We start from the raw sequence: 17,182 nt of genomic DNA on the forward strand, positions 1-17,182 counted from the left end.
GGTGGGAGCGTTGGGGGGAGAGGCGCTCAGGCCTTGGCCGCCAGTTGTTCCAGGTGATCCATGATGTCCGCCGGCTTGAGCACCAATACGTCACTGTCCAGGGCGTCGAGTACCACTTCGGCCGTATTGCCAATCAATGCGCCTGACAGGCCGGTGCGCGCCACGGTGCCGATGATGGTCAACGCCGCCCCCAGTTTGTGGGCCATGTGGGGGATCAGCACATCCGCCGGGCCTTCCTCGATATGCAGGTGCGCGTCGTCGATGTCGAACTCGTTCTGGAACGCCTTGCACTCCTCGCGATAGCGTTTCTCGATGGTTTCCTTCAACTGAAACACCGGATCGGCCGCCGACAGCATGGGGGTTGGATGCGCGCTGATCACGTGCAACTGGGCCTTGGCCAGGCTGGCGATGTCGAAGCCATGGTCGACGATGCTGGCATGCAGGGCGCGGTGCTCGCCGTCCATGTTGCCGACATCAATGGCCGCCATCACCACGCCGTCGGTCCAGGGCGTGGCGGTCTTGACCAACAGCACCGGGGTCGGGCAGTAGCGCAGCAGTTTCCAGTCCGCGGGGGTCAGCAGGACTTTTTTCAGCGGGTTGTCGTGGGAATGCTGCTTGACCACCAGGCCGCAACCTTCGGCCTGCTGCACGTCGATGATGGTTTCGTGCAGGCTCTCGTTCCACGCCTGTTCGGTGGTGACGCTGTAACCTTCGCCGCTCAGGCTGCTCTTGAGCACACTGAGCAGTGCCGAATGCTCGTGTTTTTTATCGCAGACCAGCAGATGCAGATGGGCCTGGGTAACCCCGGCGATCAGTTTGGCGCGTTTGAGGGCCAGGCTTTCGCCGGGCATGGGATCGATGACCACCAGGATACTGCGGATGCTTTGCATGATCGGGGGCTCCAGGGAGAGGATGAACGGCTAGCGTGCACAACTATAGTTGCTCGCGCCCGAAGCGGATGTTGATGCACATCAAGCGCGACCGCTGGTGGTCTGTGGCACGGCCGGTATAATCGCCGGCCTTTGCCTGTGAGGCCTTTTTCTCGTGAGCCTCACGTTATTGATCACTGCTCGTGCCGCCGTTCAGCTTCCGGTTGTGGCGGCCTGCTCGGAAATGCATCGATGAACTTCCCGGAAATACACGACTTCCTTGGTTGTCGGACCCCAGACGCCTGGGTCCAGGCGGCCCTGGCCGACCAGGAGACCCTACTGATCGACCACAAGAACTGCGAGTTCAAGGCCGCCAGCACTGCCCTGAGCCTGATCGCCAAGTACCACTCCCATGTCGACCTGATCAACATGATGTCGCGCCTGGCCCGGGAAGAGCTGGTGCACCACGAACAGGTCATGCGCCTGATGAAACGACGCAAGGTCGAACTGCGTCAGTTGCACGCCGGCCGCTACGCTTCGGGCTTGCGCAAGGTGGTGCGCAGCCACGAGCCGGTGAAGCTGGTGGACACCCTGGTGGTCGGTGCCTTTATCGAGGCCCGTAGTTGCGAGCGCTTCGAAGCCCTGGTGCCGCATCTGGACGAGGAACTGGGCAAGTTCTACTTCGGTCTGCTCAAAAGCGAGGCCCGGCATTATCAGGGCTACCTGAAGCTGGCCTATCAATATGGCGAGCCCCGGGACGTCGTCCAGGTGATTGACAAGGTGCGGGCCGCCGAGCAGGAACTGATCGAGTCCCCGGACCCGGAGTTTCGTTTCCACAGCGGCGTGCCAGCCTGGTGATGACGGTGCCCCTGTGTAAACGCGGGGGCAAATTGTTAAAAACTCTTAAAAGAATGAAACATCGCCTCAAACCGCGATAAGTCGCCGGTTATGTGCAGGCTTTAGCCTTTTTTTAACCCTCGGCCACCTATAATGCGCGACTCAAATCGCGCATTGATAGACAGGCAATTATGGACAACCTGGGGCTTGGCAAAGTGTTGTTGGTAGAGGATGACGAGAAGCTTGCCGGGCTGATCGCGCATTTTCTAACCCAGCATGGCTATGAAGTGCTCACGGTGCACCGGGGCGATGTGGCCCTGGCAGCGTTTCTCGAGTTCAAACCGAAGCTGGTGGTGCTCGACCTGATGCTGCCAGGGCAGAGTGGCCTGCACGTGTGCCGTGAAATTCGCGCGGTGGCCGACACCCCGATCGTCATTCTCACCGCCAAGGAAGACGACCTGGACCACATCCTCGGCCTGGAGTCCGGCGCCGACGACTATGTGATCAAGCCCATCAAGCCGCCCGTATTGCTGGCCCGCCTGCGCGCCTTGCAGCGGCGCCAGGTGCCGGAACCCGCTGCGTCGCGCGGCGCGTTGGAGTTCGGCGAACTGAGCATCGATCGCAACAGTCGCGAGGTGCGCCTGTGCGGCGCGCCGATCGAGCTGACCACCATGGAATTCGAACTGCTCTGGCTGCTGGCCAGCGCGGCGGGCAAGACCCTGTCCCGGGATGACATTCTCAACCGCATGCGCGGCATCGAATTCGACGGCCTCAATCGCAGTGTCGACGTCTACATCAGCAAGCTGCGCGGCAAGCTCAAGGACAACCCGCGCGAGCCGGCCTGCATCAAGACCGTGTGGGGCAAGGGTTACCTGTTCAATCCGTTCGCCTGGGGGCTTTGAATGCTGCGCTTGTTTCTGGGCCTGTATCTGTTCCTGGCGTTGGGCTTTGCCGGGGCGACGACGGCAGTGCAGCACATTTTCATGAACTACCTGGCGGCCGACCTGATCGAGTCCTACAACCGCGATGCGGTGCGTGGACCGGCCTACAGCCTCAGCGAGCAGTTGCGGCCGTTCGACCAGGCCGGCCGCACCCACCAACTGGAGTTGCTCAAGCCGCATTACGGGTTGCAGCTGAAATTGGTGCAGGCTGATGAGCTGCACCTGAGCCATCGTGAACAGGCGTTGCTAAATGCCAATCAACTGGTGGTCCGCGAGGACTTCAACCAGTTCATCTCCAGCATCGATGGCGGTGCGCAACTGCTGAGCATCAGATTGCCGGAAGATCCACCCTTGACGCTGTTCTACAACATTGCCGCCTATGTCTTATTCGGCGGGCTGCTGGCCATCGTCCTGTATTTCTGGGTGCGCCCGCACTGGCGCGACCTGGAGCGCTTGCGGCTGGCCGCCGAACGCTTTGGCGGCAATGACCTGAGTACCCGGCTGCACCTGTCGCGACGCTCCAACATTCGCGACCTGGCCCAGCACTTCAACCGGATGGCGGCGCGCATCGAGGGCCTGATCGCCAATCAGCGCGAACTGACCAATGCGGTCTCCCATGAACTGCGCACGCCCATCACCCGCTTGTCCTTCGAACTTGACCAGCTCCGGCAGCAGCCCGACCCGGAACAGAACCGAGAGCTGATCACCGACATGTACGCCGACCTTGGGGAACTGGAGGAGATGGTTTCCGAACTGCTGTCCTACGCCAGCCTGGAGCACGGCGCGGCCACCATCAGTCGCGAGAATATCCAGGCCCAGAGCTGGTTCGACAGCGTGGTCGGCAGTGTCGCCCTGGAGGCGGAAGCGGCGGGGGTGCAGTTGCTGATCCGCTCCTGCCAGGTCGAGTACGTGCGGATCGAGCCACGCTTCATGGCCCGGGCGGTGATCAATCTGCTGCGCAACGCCATTCGCTACGCCGACCGGCGGGTGGAGGTGTCCCTGGTACCCCTGGAGCAGGGCTACGAAGTGCGGGTCAATGATGATGGGCCCGGCGTGCCGGTGGACGGACGGGAGAAAATCTTTGAACCCTTTTCCCGGCTCGACGCCAGCCGCGACCGGCGTACCGGTGGCTTCGGCCTGGGCCTGGCCCTGGTGCGGCGGGTTTCCCAGTGGCATGGCGGCATGGTCGAGGTGGTGGATTCGGAGTGGGGCGGGGCCTCGTTTCGCCTGACCTGGGCCCATGTCGATTAGCGGCAGCGGCAAGCGGCAAGCGGCAAGCTTCAAGCCGCCAGTTCGCTGCTTGCTGCTCGAGGCTTACCGCTTAAAAGCTGTACTCAAGCTGGGTGCCCAGCACCCTCTGCATGCGCCGATCGACGATCGGGCTGGCGCCGGCTTCCTTGCCCAGGTACTGCATGAACAGCAGGGGCGAAAGCTTGGTCTGCTCGTTGAGGGGCAGGGTCCAGATCAGTTCCTGGCCGTCCACCAGGGCGATGGGCAGCCCCGGTACCCGATGCTCGGCCATCTCACGGGGGATGTGCTGCTGCAAATAGTCGATAAGGCTGGCGTAGTTGCCGGGCGCTATGACCGGCGGCGTGGGGGGATGACCATTGCCGCCGAGGCTGCTCAGCAGGATGCCCAGCAATGGCAGACCGAGAAGCTTGCGGGACATGCAGCACCCGAGCGTAAATTCGATCAGCGGATGCTAGGGAAGGGCGTCTGAGGCGTCTTTGGCCGCTTTGTCGGGAAACTGTCAAAGAGTGTTAAGCGAAGGCGGCCGCGCCTCTGACCGAGGCGCGGCTTGGACGGATTACAGCGCCAGGCTATGGATGACCTGGGTGGCATCGTCGGGGTCGATGGCGCTGCGCATGCCGAGGGTCTTGGCCAGGCGGCGCATGCTGTAGTTGGCGGCGCTGTCCACCGAGTACAGCTGCTGGAAGCCGTTGGCACGGGCTTCGTCGATCAGGTGCTGCATCAGCAGGGCACCGAGGCCCTTGCCTTGCCACTCATCGGCGATGGTCACGGCAAACTCGCAGCGCCAGGGCTGGTCGTCCACCTGGGCGTAGCGGCTGATACCGACTTCCCGCAGCTCGCCGTTGTCATGCACCAGGGCCACGTAGGCCACCCGTTGCGGGGTGCCGACGTCCATCAACTGGTCGAGCAATTGGTTGCCCACTTCCTTGATCTCGCCAAGGAAACGCTGGTGCCGGGTTGCCGGCGAGAGGTTTTCGATAAAGGCCTTTTCCCGTTCCCGGTCTTGGGGCCGTAGCGGGCGGATCAGCACGTGGCTGCCGTCGCTCAGGGCATCAATCCAGTACTGGCCTTGCTGGGCTGGGAACGGCGGGGTGGCGAGCATATCGAGAGCACTGTTGGGCATGATCAAGTCTCCGGAGAACCAAAGGGCAAGCAATGGCTGCAAGCTTCACTCCGTCGCTCCAGCGGGCATTTGACCGGCATCAATGTCTGATGCTGCACCGGTACGCGTGGCGATCATCGGTCATGGGTCTTTTGGCTGTTGAGGCCGTTTTCAGACCCGCCAACGGTGCCGATTGGCGTGGGGCGAACCCCTTGTCTGAGCGAGGCTTGGCGAGGCGTCTCCCAGCCCCTAGTATGGCGCACGCAATCGTGCTGCCCAGGCCCGACAGCGTCAGTGTCGTCATTGCCACTTTCATCCGGAGTCACCACCAATGAGCACCTTGGAACGGGCCATCGCCATCGCCACCCAGGCCCATGCCGGGCAAGTCGACAAGGGCGGCGCGCCTTACATCCTGCACCCGCTGCGGGTCATGTTGCGCTTGTCGCAGCCACAGGAGCGGGTGGTCGCAGTGCTCCATGATGTCCTTGAAGACAGCCCGGTCACCCTGGCCGAGTTGCGCGCTGAAGGATTCAGTGACGAGCTGCTGGACGCCCTGGTGGCGCTGACCAAGGCCGAGGGCGAGGACTATCCTGCGTTTATTCAGCGTGCAGCACAGAACCCGCTGGCCCGAGCCGTGAAACTGGCCGATCTGGCGGAGAACAGCGACCTGTCGCGAATCCCGGCGCCTGGTGACGAAGACCTGCAGCGCCTGGAGAAATATCGCCAAGCCATTGCCTTCCTTGAACGTCTGCCGGCCACGCCGCCCCTGTAGCCGCCCTGAGCCTTGGCCAAGCCGGGAAAAGGTCCACAAGGCCTACTGGGCACTCGTTCGGCAAGCCTCTGCGCGCAAGGTCGCGGGATAAAGGTTGGATCGCCATGAACGGCTTGTTGTACAGTCGTTCAGCTTGAATTCTCTCGCACCGTTCAAGGAAGTTGTCCTATGAACCAGGAAGCGCGTTTTTCCCGTCTGGAACCCGATCTGCGCAAGGCCGGGTTGATCGAAGCCACGTTGGTTTGCCTCAAGCGCTATGGGTTTCAGGGCGCCTCGATCCGCAAGATTTCCGCCGAGGCCGGGGTGTCGGTGGGGCTGATCAGCCATCATTACGCAGGCAAGGACGAGTTGGTGGCCCAGGCGTATCGGGCGGTCACCGGGCGAGTCATGAGCCTGTTGCGCGCAGCCATGGAGCAGGCCGCGCCCAATCCCCGGGAACGTCTGTCGGCGTTTTTTCGGGCCTCGTTCTGCGCCGAACTGCTGGACCCCAAGCTGCTGGATGCCTGGCTGGCGTTCTGGGGCGCAGTGAAGACTGCCGAGGCAATCAATCAAGCTCACGAACATTCCTACGCCGAGTACCGCAACGAGCTGGCGAGCCTGCTGGGCACGCTGGCCCGGGAGCGGGGCTGGGAAGGTTTCGATGCCGATCTGGCGGCCATCAGCCTCAGCGCCTTGCTCGACGGTCTGTGGCTGGAGTCCGGGCTCAACCCCGGCACTTTCAGCCCGCAGCAGGGCATGCAGATCTGCGAAGCCTGGGTCGAGGGCCTGCTGGCCAGCCAGGGGCGCGGTTTCATCAGGCCGACATAGGGCTATTGATCGGTCGTTCAGTAATGGTTAGCGTGCGCAAGGCTTGATCTCCAATAAAAATAATCAGGAAACAGGCGATGACTCCTCGGGTTTTGATCGTCGACGACGATCCGCTGATTCGCGAACTGCTTCAGGCTTATCTCGCTCAGGAAGGCTACGACGTGCATTGCGCCGCCACCGCGGAGCAGGCGGAAAGCTTTTTGACCGAGCACACGGTGGACCTGCTGATGCTGGACATCCGCCTGCCGGGCAAGGACGGCCTGACCCTGACCCGGGAACTGCGGGTGCGTTCGGAAGTGGGGATCATCCTGATCACCGGGCGCAACGACGACATCGACCGCATCGTCGGCCTGGAATGCGGCGCCGACGACTACGTGATCAAACCCCTCAACCCGCGCGAGCTGGTGTCGCGAGCCAAGAACCTGGTACGCCGGGTGCGTCAGGCCTACCAGCCGCAACCCCAGGCGTCGAGCCCGAGCCCGGTCAAGCAGTTCGCCGACTGGGCCCTGGACACCGACCGCCGGCGGCTGATCGACCCGCGCGGCGGTGAAACCCTGCTGACCCACGGCGAGTATCAGTTGCTCAGCGTGTTCCTGCGCAACAGCGGCCACACCCTGAGCCGCGACCAGTTGATGGACCAGATCCGCAACCGCGAATGGGTGCCCAGCGACCGCTCCATCGACGTGCTGGTGGGCCGCCTGCGGCGCAAGTTGCACGACGACCCGGCCGAGCCGGAGCTGATCATCACCATCCACGGTGCCGGTTACCTGTTCACCGCCAGCGTGGCCGCCTGAATTGCCGCGCCGTGCATTGGGCCAGTGTCTGTTCCTGAGCCTGTGCTTGATCCTCCTCGCCGGCCCGACCAGGGCCGAGTCCACGCCGGAACCCCAACCCGTGCTGCGCTATTGCGACTACCCGGTGTACCCGCCGATTTCCTGGAGCGACGGCCAGCAGGTGCGCGGGCTGGCGCCGACCCTGGTGCGTCAGGTGCTGGGGGAACTGGGGTATCAGGTGCAGGTGGTGGTGCTGGGCAACTGGAAGCGCTGCCTACTGGACGCCGCCGCGGGCCAGGTGGATGTGGTGCTGGCCTACAGCACCAGCCAGCGCCAGCAGGACCTGCTGTTTTCCCAAGTGCCGGTGCTGCGCGAAGAAGTCGCGTTGTTCGTCAATCGTCGCCATCTGCCGCGCTTCAACCACTTGCAGGATCTGCGCGCCTACCGCGGCGGCCTGCTGTTCGGCGAGAGCTACGGCCAGGATTTCGACCGCGAAGTGGTGCAGCACGGCAACATCGAATGGGTGTCCAGCAGCCAGCAGAACTTCGGCAAGCTGATCCGCCAGCGCATCGATTTCATCCCCCATGAACGGCGCACCGGGCAACTGTTCATCGAGCAACTGCCGGGGGCTGAGGACATAGTTGCCTTGCCCCAGGCGGTGAGCGTCGACTACCTGCGCCTGGCGGTGTCGCGCCATTCGCCCCTGGCGCCGCGCATGGCCGAGATCGACGCGCGGTTGCAGCAGCAGGTGGACAGCGGCGCGGTGCCGCGCTGGCTGGCGCAAAGCCAGGACGACTACCGCGCCATGCTCAAGGCACAACAGAGGGCGGCGCCATGATTGCGCTGCGTTCCGCCGGCCTGTTGCGTCGCCTGCTGCTGTTTATCCTGCTGTTCAGCCTGTGCTTCACCGTGCTCGCCAGCAGCGTGCAGCTGTACTTCGAATACCGCCGGGAAATGCGCGAGATCGACAGCCGCATGGAGCTGATCCGCGCCGGTTACCTGGGCAGCCTGGAACGCAACCTGTGGGACCTCAACCAGGAGCAGTTGACCGTGCAGTTGCAGGGGCTGGTGGACTTTTCCGACGTGGCCCGGGTGCACTTGATCAGCAACGACTTCGACTTGCAGCAGGGCAGCGCCGCGCTGATCGGGCCGCTGCGGGTCGAGCGTTTTCCCTTGAGCTATCAACCGCCGTCCGGGCCCTTGCGCCAGTTGGGCGAGTTGCAGGTCAGCACCGACCTGGGGGCGGTGTACCGGCGCCTGTACGCCACCGGGCTGGCCAGCCTGTTGTGGATGAGTGTGTTTCTCTGCGGGCTGGCGGTGGCCTTGTCCGGGCTGTTCTACCGCCTGGTGACCCGCCACCTGCAGGTGATGGCCGACTTTGCCCGGCGCGTGGCCGCCGGCGAGCTGCGCCAGCCCCTGCGCCTGGACAAGCGCCAGCGCCCAGGCGGTGATGAAATCGACACCGTGGCCCAGGCCCTGGACGACATGCGCCGGGCTGTGCTCGACGATGTGCAGCGCCGCGAAGTGGATCGCCTGGCCTTGCAGGACAAGCGCGACGAACTGCAGAAAATGGTCCAGCGGCGCACCGCCAGCTTGATGCACGCCAAGAACGAGGCTGAGGCCGCCAATCTGGCCAAGTCGCGCTTCCTGGCGACCATGAGCCACGAACTGCGCACCCCGTTGAACGGCATCCTCGGCATGGCCGAACTGCTGCGCCAGGCGCCGCTGGAGCAGCAGGACCGCCAGCGCTTGCAGGCCTTGCATCAAGCCGGTGAGGGCCTGCTCGGCATCCTCAACCAAGTGCTGTCCTTTGCCCGCCTGGAGGAGGGCGAAAGCCGCCCGGAGCTGCGGGACTTTTCCCTGCGCCAACTGTTGGAAGAAGTCACCACCTTGTTGCAGCCCCGGGCCGAGGGCAATCGCACCCGCCTGGAACTGCACATCGACCGGCAACTGGCGCCGCGCCAGCAGGGCGCCGAGCAGTACTTGCGCCAGGTGCTGAGCAACCTGCTGGCCAACGCCATTCGTTTTACCGAAGACGGCTGGGTGCGGGTCGAAGTGCAAGTGCTGCACAGCACCGCCGAGGGCCAACGCCTGCGTTGCTGCGTGCGCGACAACGGCATCGGCATTGCCGCGTCGATGCGCGAGAAAATTTTCGAGCGCTTCGTCCAGGCCAGTGACGAAGTCAGCCGGCGCTATGGCGGCACCGGCCTGGGCTTGGCGATCTGCAAGCACCTGCTGCAACAACTGGACGGGCGCATTGGTGTGGACAGCGAGCTGGGGCAGGGCAGCTGTTTCTGGTTCGAGCTGCTGCTGGGCATCGGCCAGGAACCTGTGCCGGTGCCCGCGCTCCAGGCGCCGACGCAGGCATTGCGGATCCTGGTGGTGGAAGACGTGGCCCTGAACCGCGAAGTGGCCAGCGGCCTGCTGGAGCGTGACGGCCATCAGGTGTGGCTGGCGCAAGACGGCGAGGCGGCCCTGGCCCTGTGCCGGCAGCAGGCTTTCGATCTGTTGCTGCTGGATGTGCACCTGCCCGGCATCAGCGGGGTCGAGCTGTGCCGGGAAATTCGCCGCCGCCCCGGGCCCAATCGGCAGGCGCGGATCTTCGCCCTGACCGCCAGCGTCCAGCCGTCGCTGGTGCGCGATTATCTGCAAGCCGGGATGCAGGGCATCCTCGGCAAGCCGTTGCAGTTGGCCAGCCTGCGTCAGGTACTGGCTGGGCAGGCCCAGGTGCCGCTGGCCGACACCCGGCAAGGCGTGCTCGATCAGAGCGTGCTGGACACCCATCGCAGCCTGTTGGGTGAGCAAAAATTGCAGGGCCTGCTTCAAGTGCTGGCCGACGCCCTGGATCAGCAACAGCCACTGCTGGCCGACGCCCTGGCCGCCGAAGACTGCACCGAAGTCCTGCACCTGGCCCACCGACTGGCGGGCAGCGCCGACTCCCTGGGCTTCTGCGCCCTGGCCCGAGTGCTGCGGGAGTTGGAAAGCGCGGCGCAGCAAACCGATCGCCCGGCGCTGGCGGCCCTGGGGGCGGCTCTGCAAGCGTCCTGGCAGCAGTCCCGGGCCTTGCTGCAACAGCTGTTGGCGGCCTGACGTACAAAATCCTTACGACTTTTTACATCTTCGATCCTGGCGTTCAATCCGAACTTACATGGCTTTCCAATAATCGTTCGAGCCGCGCCCGCCGCGGCCTTCGAAGCTTATTGGAGATAATAATAATGAACGGCCTGCACGCTGCTTCCGCCTCCCGCCACACCCCCTCGAACCGCGCCCCGCGCCTTACCGACTGCTGAGGTGCGCCATGACAACCACCACTGAACGTAAAGGCATCCACCTGACCCGCTCGCTGAAGAGCCGGCACATTTTCATGCTGTCGCTGGGCGGGGTGATCGGTACCGGGCTGTTCATGGGCTCCGGGGTCACCATCAACCAGGGCGGCCCCTGGGGGGCGATCCTCTCCTACCTGGTGGCCGGCTTCCTGATGTACCTGGTGATGGTCTGCCTCGGCGAGCTGTCGGTGCAGATGCCGGTGTCCGGCTCGTTCCAGGCCCACGCCACGAAATACATCGGCCCGGCTACCGGCTTCATGATCGGCTGGGTCTACTGGATGAGCTGGGCCACCACCGTGGGCCTGGAATTCACCGCTGCCGGCATGCTGATGCAGCGCTGGTTCCCCGAGGTGCCGATCTGGTACTGGTCGGCGCTGTTCGTGGCCCTGCTGTTCGGCATCAACGCCCTGGCCACCCGCGCCTTTGGCGAGGCCGAATACTGGTTCGCCGGGATCAAGGTGCTGGCAATCCTGAGCTTTATCGTGGTAGGTGCGCTGGTGATCTTCGGCGTCATCGACCTGCCCAGCGGCGCCCCGGCGCCGATGTTCGACAACCTCAAGGGTGATTCCCTGTTCCCCAACGGCTTGCCGGCGGTGTTCGCGGTGATGATGACCGTGGTCTACGCCTTCCAGGGCTGCGAGATCATGGGCGTGGCCGCGGGCGAAACCGACCAGCCGGAAAAAAGCATTCCGCGTGCCGTGCGCAACGTGGTGTTCCGGGTGCTGATCTTCTACGTCCTGGCGGTGATGGTGCTGGCGGCGATCATTCCCTGGCAGCAAGCCGGGCTGGTGGAAAGCCCCTTCGTCCAGGTGTTCGACATGGTGGGCATTCCCTACGCCGCCGACCTGATGAACTTCGTGATCCTCACGGCGATCCTCTCGGTGGGCAACTCCGGTCTGTATGCCTCCACGCGGATCCTCTGGGCCATGTCCAAATCCGGCATGGCGCCCAAGGCCCTGTCGCCCCTGAGCAAACAGGGCGTGCCGCTGCGGGCCCTGGCCATTACCTTGTGCTTTGCCCTGATCTCGCTGATGACCAGCTTCATCGCTGCCGACACCCTGTTCATGGTGCTGATGGCCGTGAGCGGCATGGCCGGCACCGTGACCTGGATCGTCATCGCCCTGGCCCAGTACCGCTTCCGCCGCCAGTTCCTGCGCGACGGCGGGCAACTGCACCAGCTCAAGTACCGCGCGCCGTGGTTCCCCCTGGTGCCGCTGCTGTGCATCGTGCTGTGCAGCTCGTTGTTCGTGTTCCTGGCCCTGGATGAAACCCAACGCCCGTCGCTGTACTGGGGCTCGGGCTTTATCGCTCTGTGTTATGGCGCCTATTACCTGATGCAGCGCAAGCGTCAGTTGCACCCTGTAGCGGCGGTGTAGGAGCCGGATTACCGGCGAAGGGGCCCGTGAGGCGTGCAGCGTCTGGGTGGATGCCTTCGCTGGCCTTTGCGGCTAGAGGGGCGGGGTACATATCCGTTGCTGCGGTCACGGCTGCTTAGGGTTTCGCTCTTACAGCCATCCCTTTCAAGGTCTTAGGTAGAATCCCCTGAAATCTCAGTCAGGGATCCCCGAAGATGTGGACCGATGTTCTAGCTCGATTCGAGAAAAAAGCACCTGCCAGCGTCATGGCCAAGTTGGCGCTGGAGCAGGCTATTGCTCCTGAGTGGGTCGATCAGGTCTTCGAAGAACATCGGCAACGGCAGTACTCTCGTGAACTACTGTTCTCGACCATCATCAAGCTGATGTCCCTTGTTTCATTGGGTTTGAAGCCATCCCTGCACGCCGCCGCTCGGCAACTGGAAGATCTTCCTGTCAGCTTGGCAGCCCTCTACGACAAGATCAGTCGTACCGAACCTGCTCTGTTGCGCGCGCTGGTCACAGGCTGTGCGCAACGCCTGACCCCAACCATCAAAGAGCTGGGTTGCACCACGATGCTGCCGGGCTGGCAGGTTCGGGTGGTGGACGGCAACCACTTGGCATCCACTGAGAAACGTCTGGGCGCTCTACGCCACGAGCGAGGTGCCGCTCGTCCTGGCTTTTCGGTGGTTGTCTACGACCCCGATCTCGATCAGGTCATCGACCTTCAGGCGTGTGAGGATGCCTACGCAAGCGAGCGTATTTGTGTGCTGCCTCTATTGGCTGATGCCGAGCCGGGCCAGGTGTGGCTGGCTGATCGACTCTACTGCACGCTTCCGGTCATGGAAGCTTGTGAGCAGGTCCAGACATCCTTTGTCATTCGTCAGCAAGCCAAGCACCCACGCCTGATTCAAGAGGGTGAGTGGCAAGAGCCCGTACCTGTGGAAACAGGCACTGTGCGCGAGCAGATCATCCACGTCAGAGGCGGTTACCAATGGCGGCGCGTGGAACTGACGCTTCATTCGCCAACGGACTCGGGTGACAGCAGCTTGATGTTCTGGAGCAATCTACCTGAGAGCGTCAGTGCACAGCAGATCGCGGAACTCTATCGCCGCCGCTGGAGTATTGAGGGCATGTTCCAGCGACTGGAAGCGATCCTGGAAAGTGAAATCGAAACCCTTGGCAGCCCAAAAGCTGCCTTGCTCGGGTTCGCTACTGCGGTATTGGCATACAACGTCCTGGCCGTACTCAAACGAAGTGTCGAACAAGCCCATCGGGACACCCAGCCTGAAGGCTGGGAAGCCTCGACCTATCACTTGGCGGTCCAGGTCAGGAGTGGTTATGAGGGAATGCAGATTGCGCTGCCCTCGGAGTACCTTCCCGTTATCCCTGCGGAAAAACTGGCTCAGCGCTTGTTGGAATTAGCCAGAAACATCCAGCCAAAACAAGTTGCGAAAAGCCCCCGAGGCCCCAAGGTGCCCAAGCCCAAAACATGGGTGCAGGGGACGGCCGTGAATGCCCATGTTTCAACCGATCGAGTCATCAAGGCAGCCAAAACGAAAAGACCTTGAAAGGGATGGCTCTTACAGCGGTGGGCGGGGTACATATCCGTTGCTGCGGTCACGGCTGCTTAGGGTTTCGCTCTTACAGCGATGGGCGGTGTACATATCCGTTGCTGCGGTCACGGCCACTTAGGGTTTCGCCCTTACGGCGAGTCACTTTTACCAAACGCCGTAAAAGTAACCAAAAGGGCTTGCCCCTCCATGGGCCCCTCGCTGAGGCTCGGGGTTCCCTCCCTCCGGCATTGCTCCGGGGGGCCGCCTCCAACCGGCCATCCATGGCCGGGTGGCGGCTAGCTCGGCATCCATGCCGAGCTGCCCCCTACGCAACGCCTACGCTCGGCCGGCTGGGAAGGGGCCTGAAGATCAAGATCAAGATCAAAAGCCAAAGCCAAGGTGCGCAGGCCGGCTCTTTGTAGCCGCTGCCGAAGGCTGCGAAACCAGGCGATGCGATATGTCAGGAAAATTGGGGAGGCAGGTTTAGCGTCTCCTGCGACGGAGTGCCGCCCAGAGCGGTCGCGGCCTTCGGCAGCGGCTACATGTAACGCGAACGGCAATGAAACAGGTCGGCCGGCAGGCCGCCGTCAGATTTTGATCTTGCTCTGGCTTTTGATCTTGATCTGTTAGCCCCGTTAACCACGATGGCCGAACGCAGGCATTGAGCCGTGGGTAACCCGGCAAGGATGCCGGGTTAGCCGCCACCCGGCCATGGATGGCCGGTGGCGGCGGCCCACGGATCAATGCCGGAGTTCGGGCATGCCTCGCTATGCGAGGCACCGAGTGGAGGGGCAGAGCGTTTTGCTTACTTTTGCGCTCTTCAAAAGTGAGCCGCTGTAAGAGCGGAGCCGCCAGCGGCCGCACCCGCAGGAACGGATATGTACCCAACCCCCGCTGTAAGAGCGGAACCGCCAGCGGCCGCACCCGCAGGAACGGATATGTACCCAACCCCCGCTGTAAAAGCGGAACCATAAGCCGCCGCACCCGCAGCAACGGATATGCCCACCAATCAGACCGCACCCTCATGTTTTACGACCGCCGCGCGCCCGAGCGGGAGCAAGCACCCTGGCCACAAAAAAAACTCCCCCACCCGCACTTTTGTCGAGGCTTGTTCGAAGTTGTAACAACCCCCACGCAACAACCCCCAATGCCCAGACTTTTACCTAATAAAAACAAAGAGATACCTCAAAAAATCGACCCAAAAGCCCCGTAAGCCCCCCCAATTGCCGCCTTGTTGAACACTCGTTTAGTATCACCCTCAAGCCACCCCCTCACGCCAACCACAATAATTCGAGGACGCCCATGACCCCTTCATCGTCGCTGCTCAGCCGGATCGAAGCCGGCGTAGCCTGGATCACCCTCAACCGCCCGGCGCAACGCAACGCCCTGGACATCCCGACCCTCAAAGCGCTGCACAGCCTGCTGGACACCTGCAACAGCGACCCTAGTGTTCGAGCCGTGGTACTCACCGGCAGCGGCCGCAGTTTCTGCGCCGGTGCCGACCTGGCGGAGTGGGCCGAAGCCGAAGCCCGGGGCGCTCTGGAAAGCTACGGCTGGACCGAAACCGCCCACGCGCTGATGACCCGTCTGCACAGCCTGGACAAACCCACCATCGCCGCCATCAACGGCACTGCCGTGGGCGCGGGCATGGACCTGAGCCTGTGTTGCGACCTGCGGGTGGCGGCGCAGTCGGCGCGCTTCAAGGCCGGCTACACCAGCATGGCCTACTCGCCGGATGCCGGCGCCAGCTGGCACCTGCCGCGCTTGATCGGCAGCGAACAGGCCAAGCGCCTGCTGTTTTTCGACGAATTGTGGGGCGTCGACCGGGCCCTGGCCGCCGGGTTGGTGGGTGAGGTGTGCGCCGACGAGCAACTGATCGGCAACGTCAGCGAGCTGGCGGCGCGTTTGGCGGCGGGCCCGACTTTCGCCTTTGCCCAGACCAAGAAGCTGTTGCGCGAAGGCGCCGACCGCAGCTTGCCCCAGCAGTTGGCGGCCGAGCTGGCCGCCGGCCTGTTGTGCGGGCGCAGCGCCGACGGCGCCGAAGCCCTGCGCGCCGCCATGGAAAAACGCGCGCCACATTTCACAGGACTGTAGGAGCGGCCGTGCGGTGTGCCGTTTGCCGGCGAAAGGGAGCGTGACCCCTGCGCCCATTTCGAAGACGGCCTTGCCGTTGCAGGAGCGACCGGTGGTGTGCCGTTTGCTGGCGAAGGGGGGTAGCCCCCTGCGCCCATTTCGAAGATGCCCTGGCGTTGCGGGAGTGGCCGGTGGCGCACTGTTTGCCGGCCAAGTCGTCTTCAACAGCCGCGCCTCATTCAAGGGCCTTTGCGCCAGCCCGCAGGCTCCTGCGGTGAGGTGTTTGCCGTCGGCCGTTCTTCCCGATCAGTTTTTTTGCATCGTCACTCACTCACAGGTAGCGCCATGAATTTTCAACTCAGCCAAGAACAAGAAATGCTGGTGGACGCGGTTCGCAGTTTTGTCAGCAAGGAGTTGCTGCCCCACGAAGAGGCGGTGGACCGCGCCGATGAGGTCAGCGCCGACCTTGCCGGGGAGATCCGCAGCAAGGCCATCGCCGCCGGTTTCTATGCTTTCAACATGCCCGAGGAGGTGGGCGGCGGCGGTCTGGACTACCTGTCCCAGGCGCTGATCGAGCGTGAGCTGGCCAAGTGTTCCTGGGCCTTGCATGTGTTCGTGGCCCGGCCGTCGAAAATCCTCATGGCCTGCACCGGCTCGCAGATCGGCGACTACCTGCTGCCCTGCGTGCAAGGACGCAAGGTCGACTGTTTCGCCCTGACCGAGCCCGGCGCCGGTTCCGACGCCAATGCGATCAAGACCCGCGCCGTGCGCGACGGCGGCGACTTCGTGCTCAACGGCAGCAAGCATTTCATCAGCCACGCCGGGCATGCGGATTTCGCCATTGTCTTTGCGGTCACCGGCACCTATGAGCACAACGGCCGCCAGCGCAACGCGGTGACTGCGTTCCTGGTGGACCGCGACACCCCGGGCCTGACCATCCGCCGTGGCCCCAAGTGCGTGAGCAACCGCGGCTACCACACCTTCGAGATGTTCTTCGACGACTGCCGGGTGCCGGCCAACAAGGTGCTGGGCGAGGTGGGCAAGGGCTGGGAAGTGGCCAACGCTTGGCTCACCGCCGGGCGGGTGATGGTCGCGGCCAACTGTGTGGGGCAGGCCCAGCGCGCCCTGGATGCCTCTTTGCAATGGGCGGCGGATCGCCAGCAGTTCGGCCAGGCCATCGGCAGTTACCAGGGGGTGTCGTTCAAGCTGGCGGACATGGCCACGCAGATCCGCGCCGCCGAGCTGTTGACCCTGCACACCGCCTGGAAGATGGACCAGGGCAGCATGACCGACGGCGAGGCCGGCATGGCCAAGCTGTTCGCCAGCGAGGTGCTGGGCCGGGTGGCCGACGAGGCGGTGCAGATCTACGGCGGCATGGGCCTGATGGACGAAGGCCCGGTGGAGCGCATCTGGCGCAATGCGCGGATCGAGCGGATCTGGGAAGGCACGTCGGAGATCCAGCGCCACATCATTTCCCGTGAACTGCTGCGGCCGCTGATGCGCTGAGCGCCCTGGAGAATTGC

Annotated in this window: 15 protein-coding genes; 12 read left to right on the plus strand and 3 right to left on the minus strand. The window is 63.5% G+C overall.

The features are described 5' to 3' along the window. Positions 1–26: 26 nt before the first annotated feature. A complete protein-coding gene (locus tag PLD_RS03470) occupies positions 27–890 on the minus strand; it encodes a universal stress protein (RefSeq protein WP_159889863.1) in 864 nt (287 codons plus the stop codon). 231 nt (positions 891–1,121) lie between these two features. Between PLD_RS03470 and PLD_RS03475 the strand changes: the two genes are divergently transcribed. The 3 genes from PLD_RS03475 (at position 1,122) to PLD_RS03485 (ending at position 3,898) form a co-directional block, all read left to right on the plus strand. After that, the gene (locus PLD_RS03475; protein WP_159889865.1) at positions 1,122–1,727 is read left to right on the plus strand and encodes a tRNA-(ms[2]io[6]A)-hydroxylase; all 606 of its coding nucleotides are present in this window, start codon (positions 1,122–1,124) and stop codon (positions 1,725–1,727) included. Positions 1,728–1,897: 170 nt separating this feature from the next. Further along, on the plus strand, positions 1,898–2,608 hold the full coding sequence (locus PLD_RS03480; protein WP_159889867.1) for a winged helix-turn-helix domain-containing protein: 711 nt from the start codon (positions 1,898–1,900) through the stop codon (positions 2,606–2,608). Next, positions 2,609–3,898 (plus strand): ATP-binding protein, encoded by a 1,290-nt coding sequence (locus tag PLD_RS03485; protein WP_159889869.1) that lies wholly within the window; start codon positions 2,609–2,611, stop codon positions 3,896–3,898. It begins immediately after the preceding gene. Positions 3,899–3,968: 70 nt separating this feature from the next. Here the strand turns inward: PLD_RS03485 and PLD_RS30565 are convergent, their stop codons facing one another. Together PLD_RS30565 and PLD_RS03495 are read right to left on the minus strand one after the other, a co-directional pair. After that, the gene (locus PLD_RS30565; RefSeq protein ID WP_159889871.1) at positions 3,969–4,316 is read right to left on the minus strand and encodes a MipA/OmpV family protein; all 348 of its coding nucleotides are present in this window, start codon (positions 4,314–4,316) and stop codon (positions 3,969–3,971) included. 138 nt (positions 4,317–4,454) lie between these two features. Beyond that, positions 4,455–5,021: a GNAT family N-acetyltransferase gene (locus PLD_RS03495; RefSeq protein ID WP_159889873.1), complete on the minus strand. Its 567-nt coding sequence runs from the start codon at positions 5,019–5,021 to the stop codon at positions 4,455–4,457. A 310-nt stretch (positions 5,022–5,331) separates the two neighbouring features. On the opposite strand from PLD_RS03495, the gene PLD_RS03500 reads away from it, so the two are divergent. The 9 genes from PLD_RS03500 (at position 5,332) to PLD_RS03540 (ending at position 17,165) form a co-directional block, all read left to right on the plus strand. Next, positions 5,332–5,772 (plus strand): GTP pyrophosphokinase, encoded by a 441-nt coding sequence (locus tag PLD_RS03500; protein WP_159889875.1) that lies wholly within the window; start codon positions 5,332–5,334, stop codon positions 5,770–5,772. A gap of 168 nt (positions 5,773–5,940) precedes the next feature. Then, a complete protein-coding gene (locus PLD_RS03505; protein ID WP_159889877.1) occupies positions 5,941–6,579 on the plus strand; it encodes a TetR family transcriptional regulator C-terminal domain-containing protein in 639 nt (212 codons plus the stop codon). Between the two features lie 77 nt (positions 6,580–6,656). Beyond that, complete coding sequence (locus PLD_RS03510) at positions 6,657–7,373, plus strand: response regulator (protein ID WP_159889879.1); 717 nt, start codon at positions 6,657–6,659, stop codon at positions 7,371–7,373. Positions 7,374–7,419: 46 nt separating this feature from the next. Beyond that, positions 7,420–8,190 (plus strand): ABC transporter substrate-binding protein, encoded by a 771-nt coding sequence (locus PLD_RS03515; RefSeq protein ID WP_256674535.1) that lies wholly within the window; start codon positions 7,420–7,422, stop codon positions 8,188–8,190. Next, entirely contained in the window at positions 8,187–10,442 is a 2,256-nt protein-coding gene (locus tag PLD_RS03520; protein WP_159889883.1) for an ATP-binding protein, read from the plus strand. Before PLD_RS03515 ends, PLD_RS03520 begins: the two co-directional genes overlap by 4 nt. A 208-nt stretch (positions 10,443–10,650) precedes the next feature. Then, the gene (locus tag PLD_RS03525; RefSeq protein WP_159889885.1) at positions 10,651–12,054 is read left to right on the plus strand and encodes an amino acid permease; all 1,404 of its coding nucleotides are present in this window, start codon (positions 10,651–10,653) and stop codon (positions 12,052–12,054) included. A 245-nt stretch (positions 12,055–12,299) separates the two neighbouring features. Then, positions 12,300–13,601, plus strand: coding sequence for an IS4 family transposase (locus PLD_RS03530; RefSeq protein WP_159890820.1), 1,302 nt, complete (start codon positions 12,300–12,302; stop codon positions 13,599–13,601). A gap of 1,287 nt (positions 13,602–14,888) precedes the next feature. Further along, positions 14,889–15,680 carry an enoyl-CoA hydratase/isomerase family protein gene (locus PLD_RS03535; RefSeq protein ID WP_159889887.1) on the plus strand — a complete coding sequence of 264 codons (792 nt, stop codon included), beginning with the start codon at positions 14,889–14,891 and terminating at the stop codon, positions 15,678–15,680. A 324-nt stretch (positions 15,681–16,004) separates the two neighbouring features. Continuing rightward, positions 16,005–17,165 carry an acyl-CoA dehydrogenase family protein gene (locus tag PLD_RS03540; protein ID WP_159889889.1) on the plus strand — a complete coding sequence of 387 codons (1,161 nt, stop codon included), beginning with the start codon at positions 16,005–16,007 and terminating at the stop codon, positions 17,163–17,165. The last annotated feature ends 17 nt before the right edge of the window (positions 17,166–17,182 follow it).

Origin of the sequence: Pseudomonas sp. LD120, from assembly GCF_009861525.1 — a bacterium.
Classification (GTDB): domain Bacteria; phylum Pseudomonadota; class Gammaproteobacteria; order Pseudomonadales; family Pseudomonadaceae; genus Aquipseudomonas.

Excerpts from the sequence above, each read along its gene's own strand:
- PLD_RS03470 (WP_159889863.1), bottom strand. The coding sequence starts at position 890 with ATGCAAAGCATCCGCAGTATCCTGGTGGTCATCGATCCCATGCCCGGC.
- PLD_RS03475 (WP_159889865.1), top strand. The coding sequence starts at position 1,122 with ATGAACTTCCCGGAAATACACGACTTCCTTGGTTGTCGGACCCCAGAC.
- PLD_RS03480 (WP_159889867.1), top strand. The coding sequence starts at position 1,898 with ATGGACAACCTGGGGCTTGGCAAAGTGTTGTTGGTAGAGGATGACGAG.
- PLD_RS03485 (WP_159889869.1), top strand. The coding sequence starts at position 2,609 with ATGCTGCGCTTGTTTCTGGGCCTGTATCTGTTCCTGGCGTTGGGCTTT.
- PLD_RS30565 (WP_159889871.1), bottom strand. The coding sequence starts at position 4,316 with ATGTCCCGCAAGCTTCTCGGTCTGCCATTGCTGGGCATCCTGCTGAGC.
- PLD_RS03495 (WP_159889873.1), bottom strand. The coding sequence starts at position 5,021 with ATGCCCAACAGTGCTCTCGATATGCTCGCCACCCCGCCGTTCCCAGCC.
- PLD_RS03500 (WP_159889875.1), top strand. The coding sequence starts at position 5,332 with ATGAGCACCTTGGAACGGGCCATCGCCATCGCCACCCAGGCCCATGCC.
- PLD_RS03505 (WP_159889877.1), top strand. The coding sequence starts at position 5,941 with ATGAACCAGGAAGCGCGTTTTTCCCGTCTGGAACCCGATCTGCGCAAG.
- PLD_RS03510 (WP_159889879.1), top strand. The coding sequence starts at position 6,657 with ATGACTCCTCGGGTTTTGATCGTCGACGACGATCCGCTGATTCGCGAA.
- PLD_RS03520 (WP_159889883.1), top strand. The coding sequence starts at position 8,187 with ATGATTGCGCTGCGTTCCGCCGGCCTGTTGCGTCGCCTGCTGCTGTTT.
- PLD_RS03525 (WP_159889885.1), top strand. The coding sequence starts at position 10,651 with ATGACAACCACCACTGAACGTAAAGGCATCCACCTGACCCGCTCGCTG.
- PLD_RS03530 (WP_159890820.1), top strand. The coding sequence starts at position 12,300 with ATGGCCAAGTTGGCGCTGGAGCAGGCTATTGCTCCTGAGTGGGTCGAT.
- PLD_RS03535 (WP_159889887.1), top strand. The coding sequence starts at position 14,889 with ATGACCCCTTCATCGTCGCTGCTCAGCCGGATCGAAGCCGGCGTAGCC.
- PLD_RS03540 (WP_159889889.1), top strand. The coding sequence starts at position 16,005 with ATGAATTTTCAACTCAGCCAAGAACAAGAAATGCTGGTGGACGCGGTT.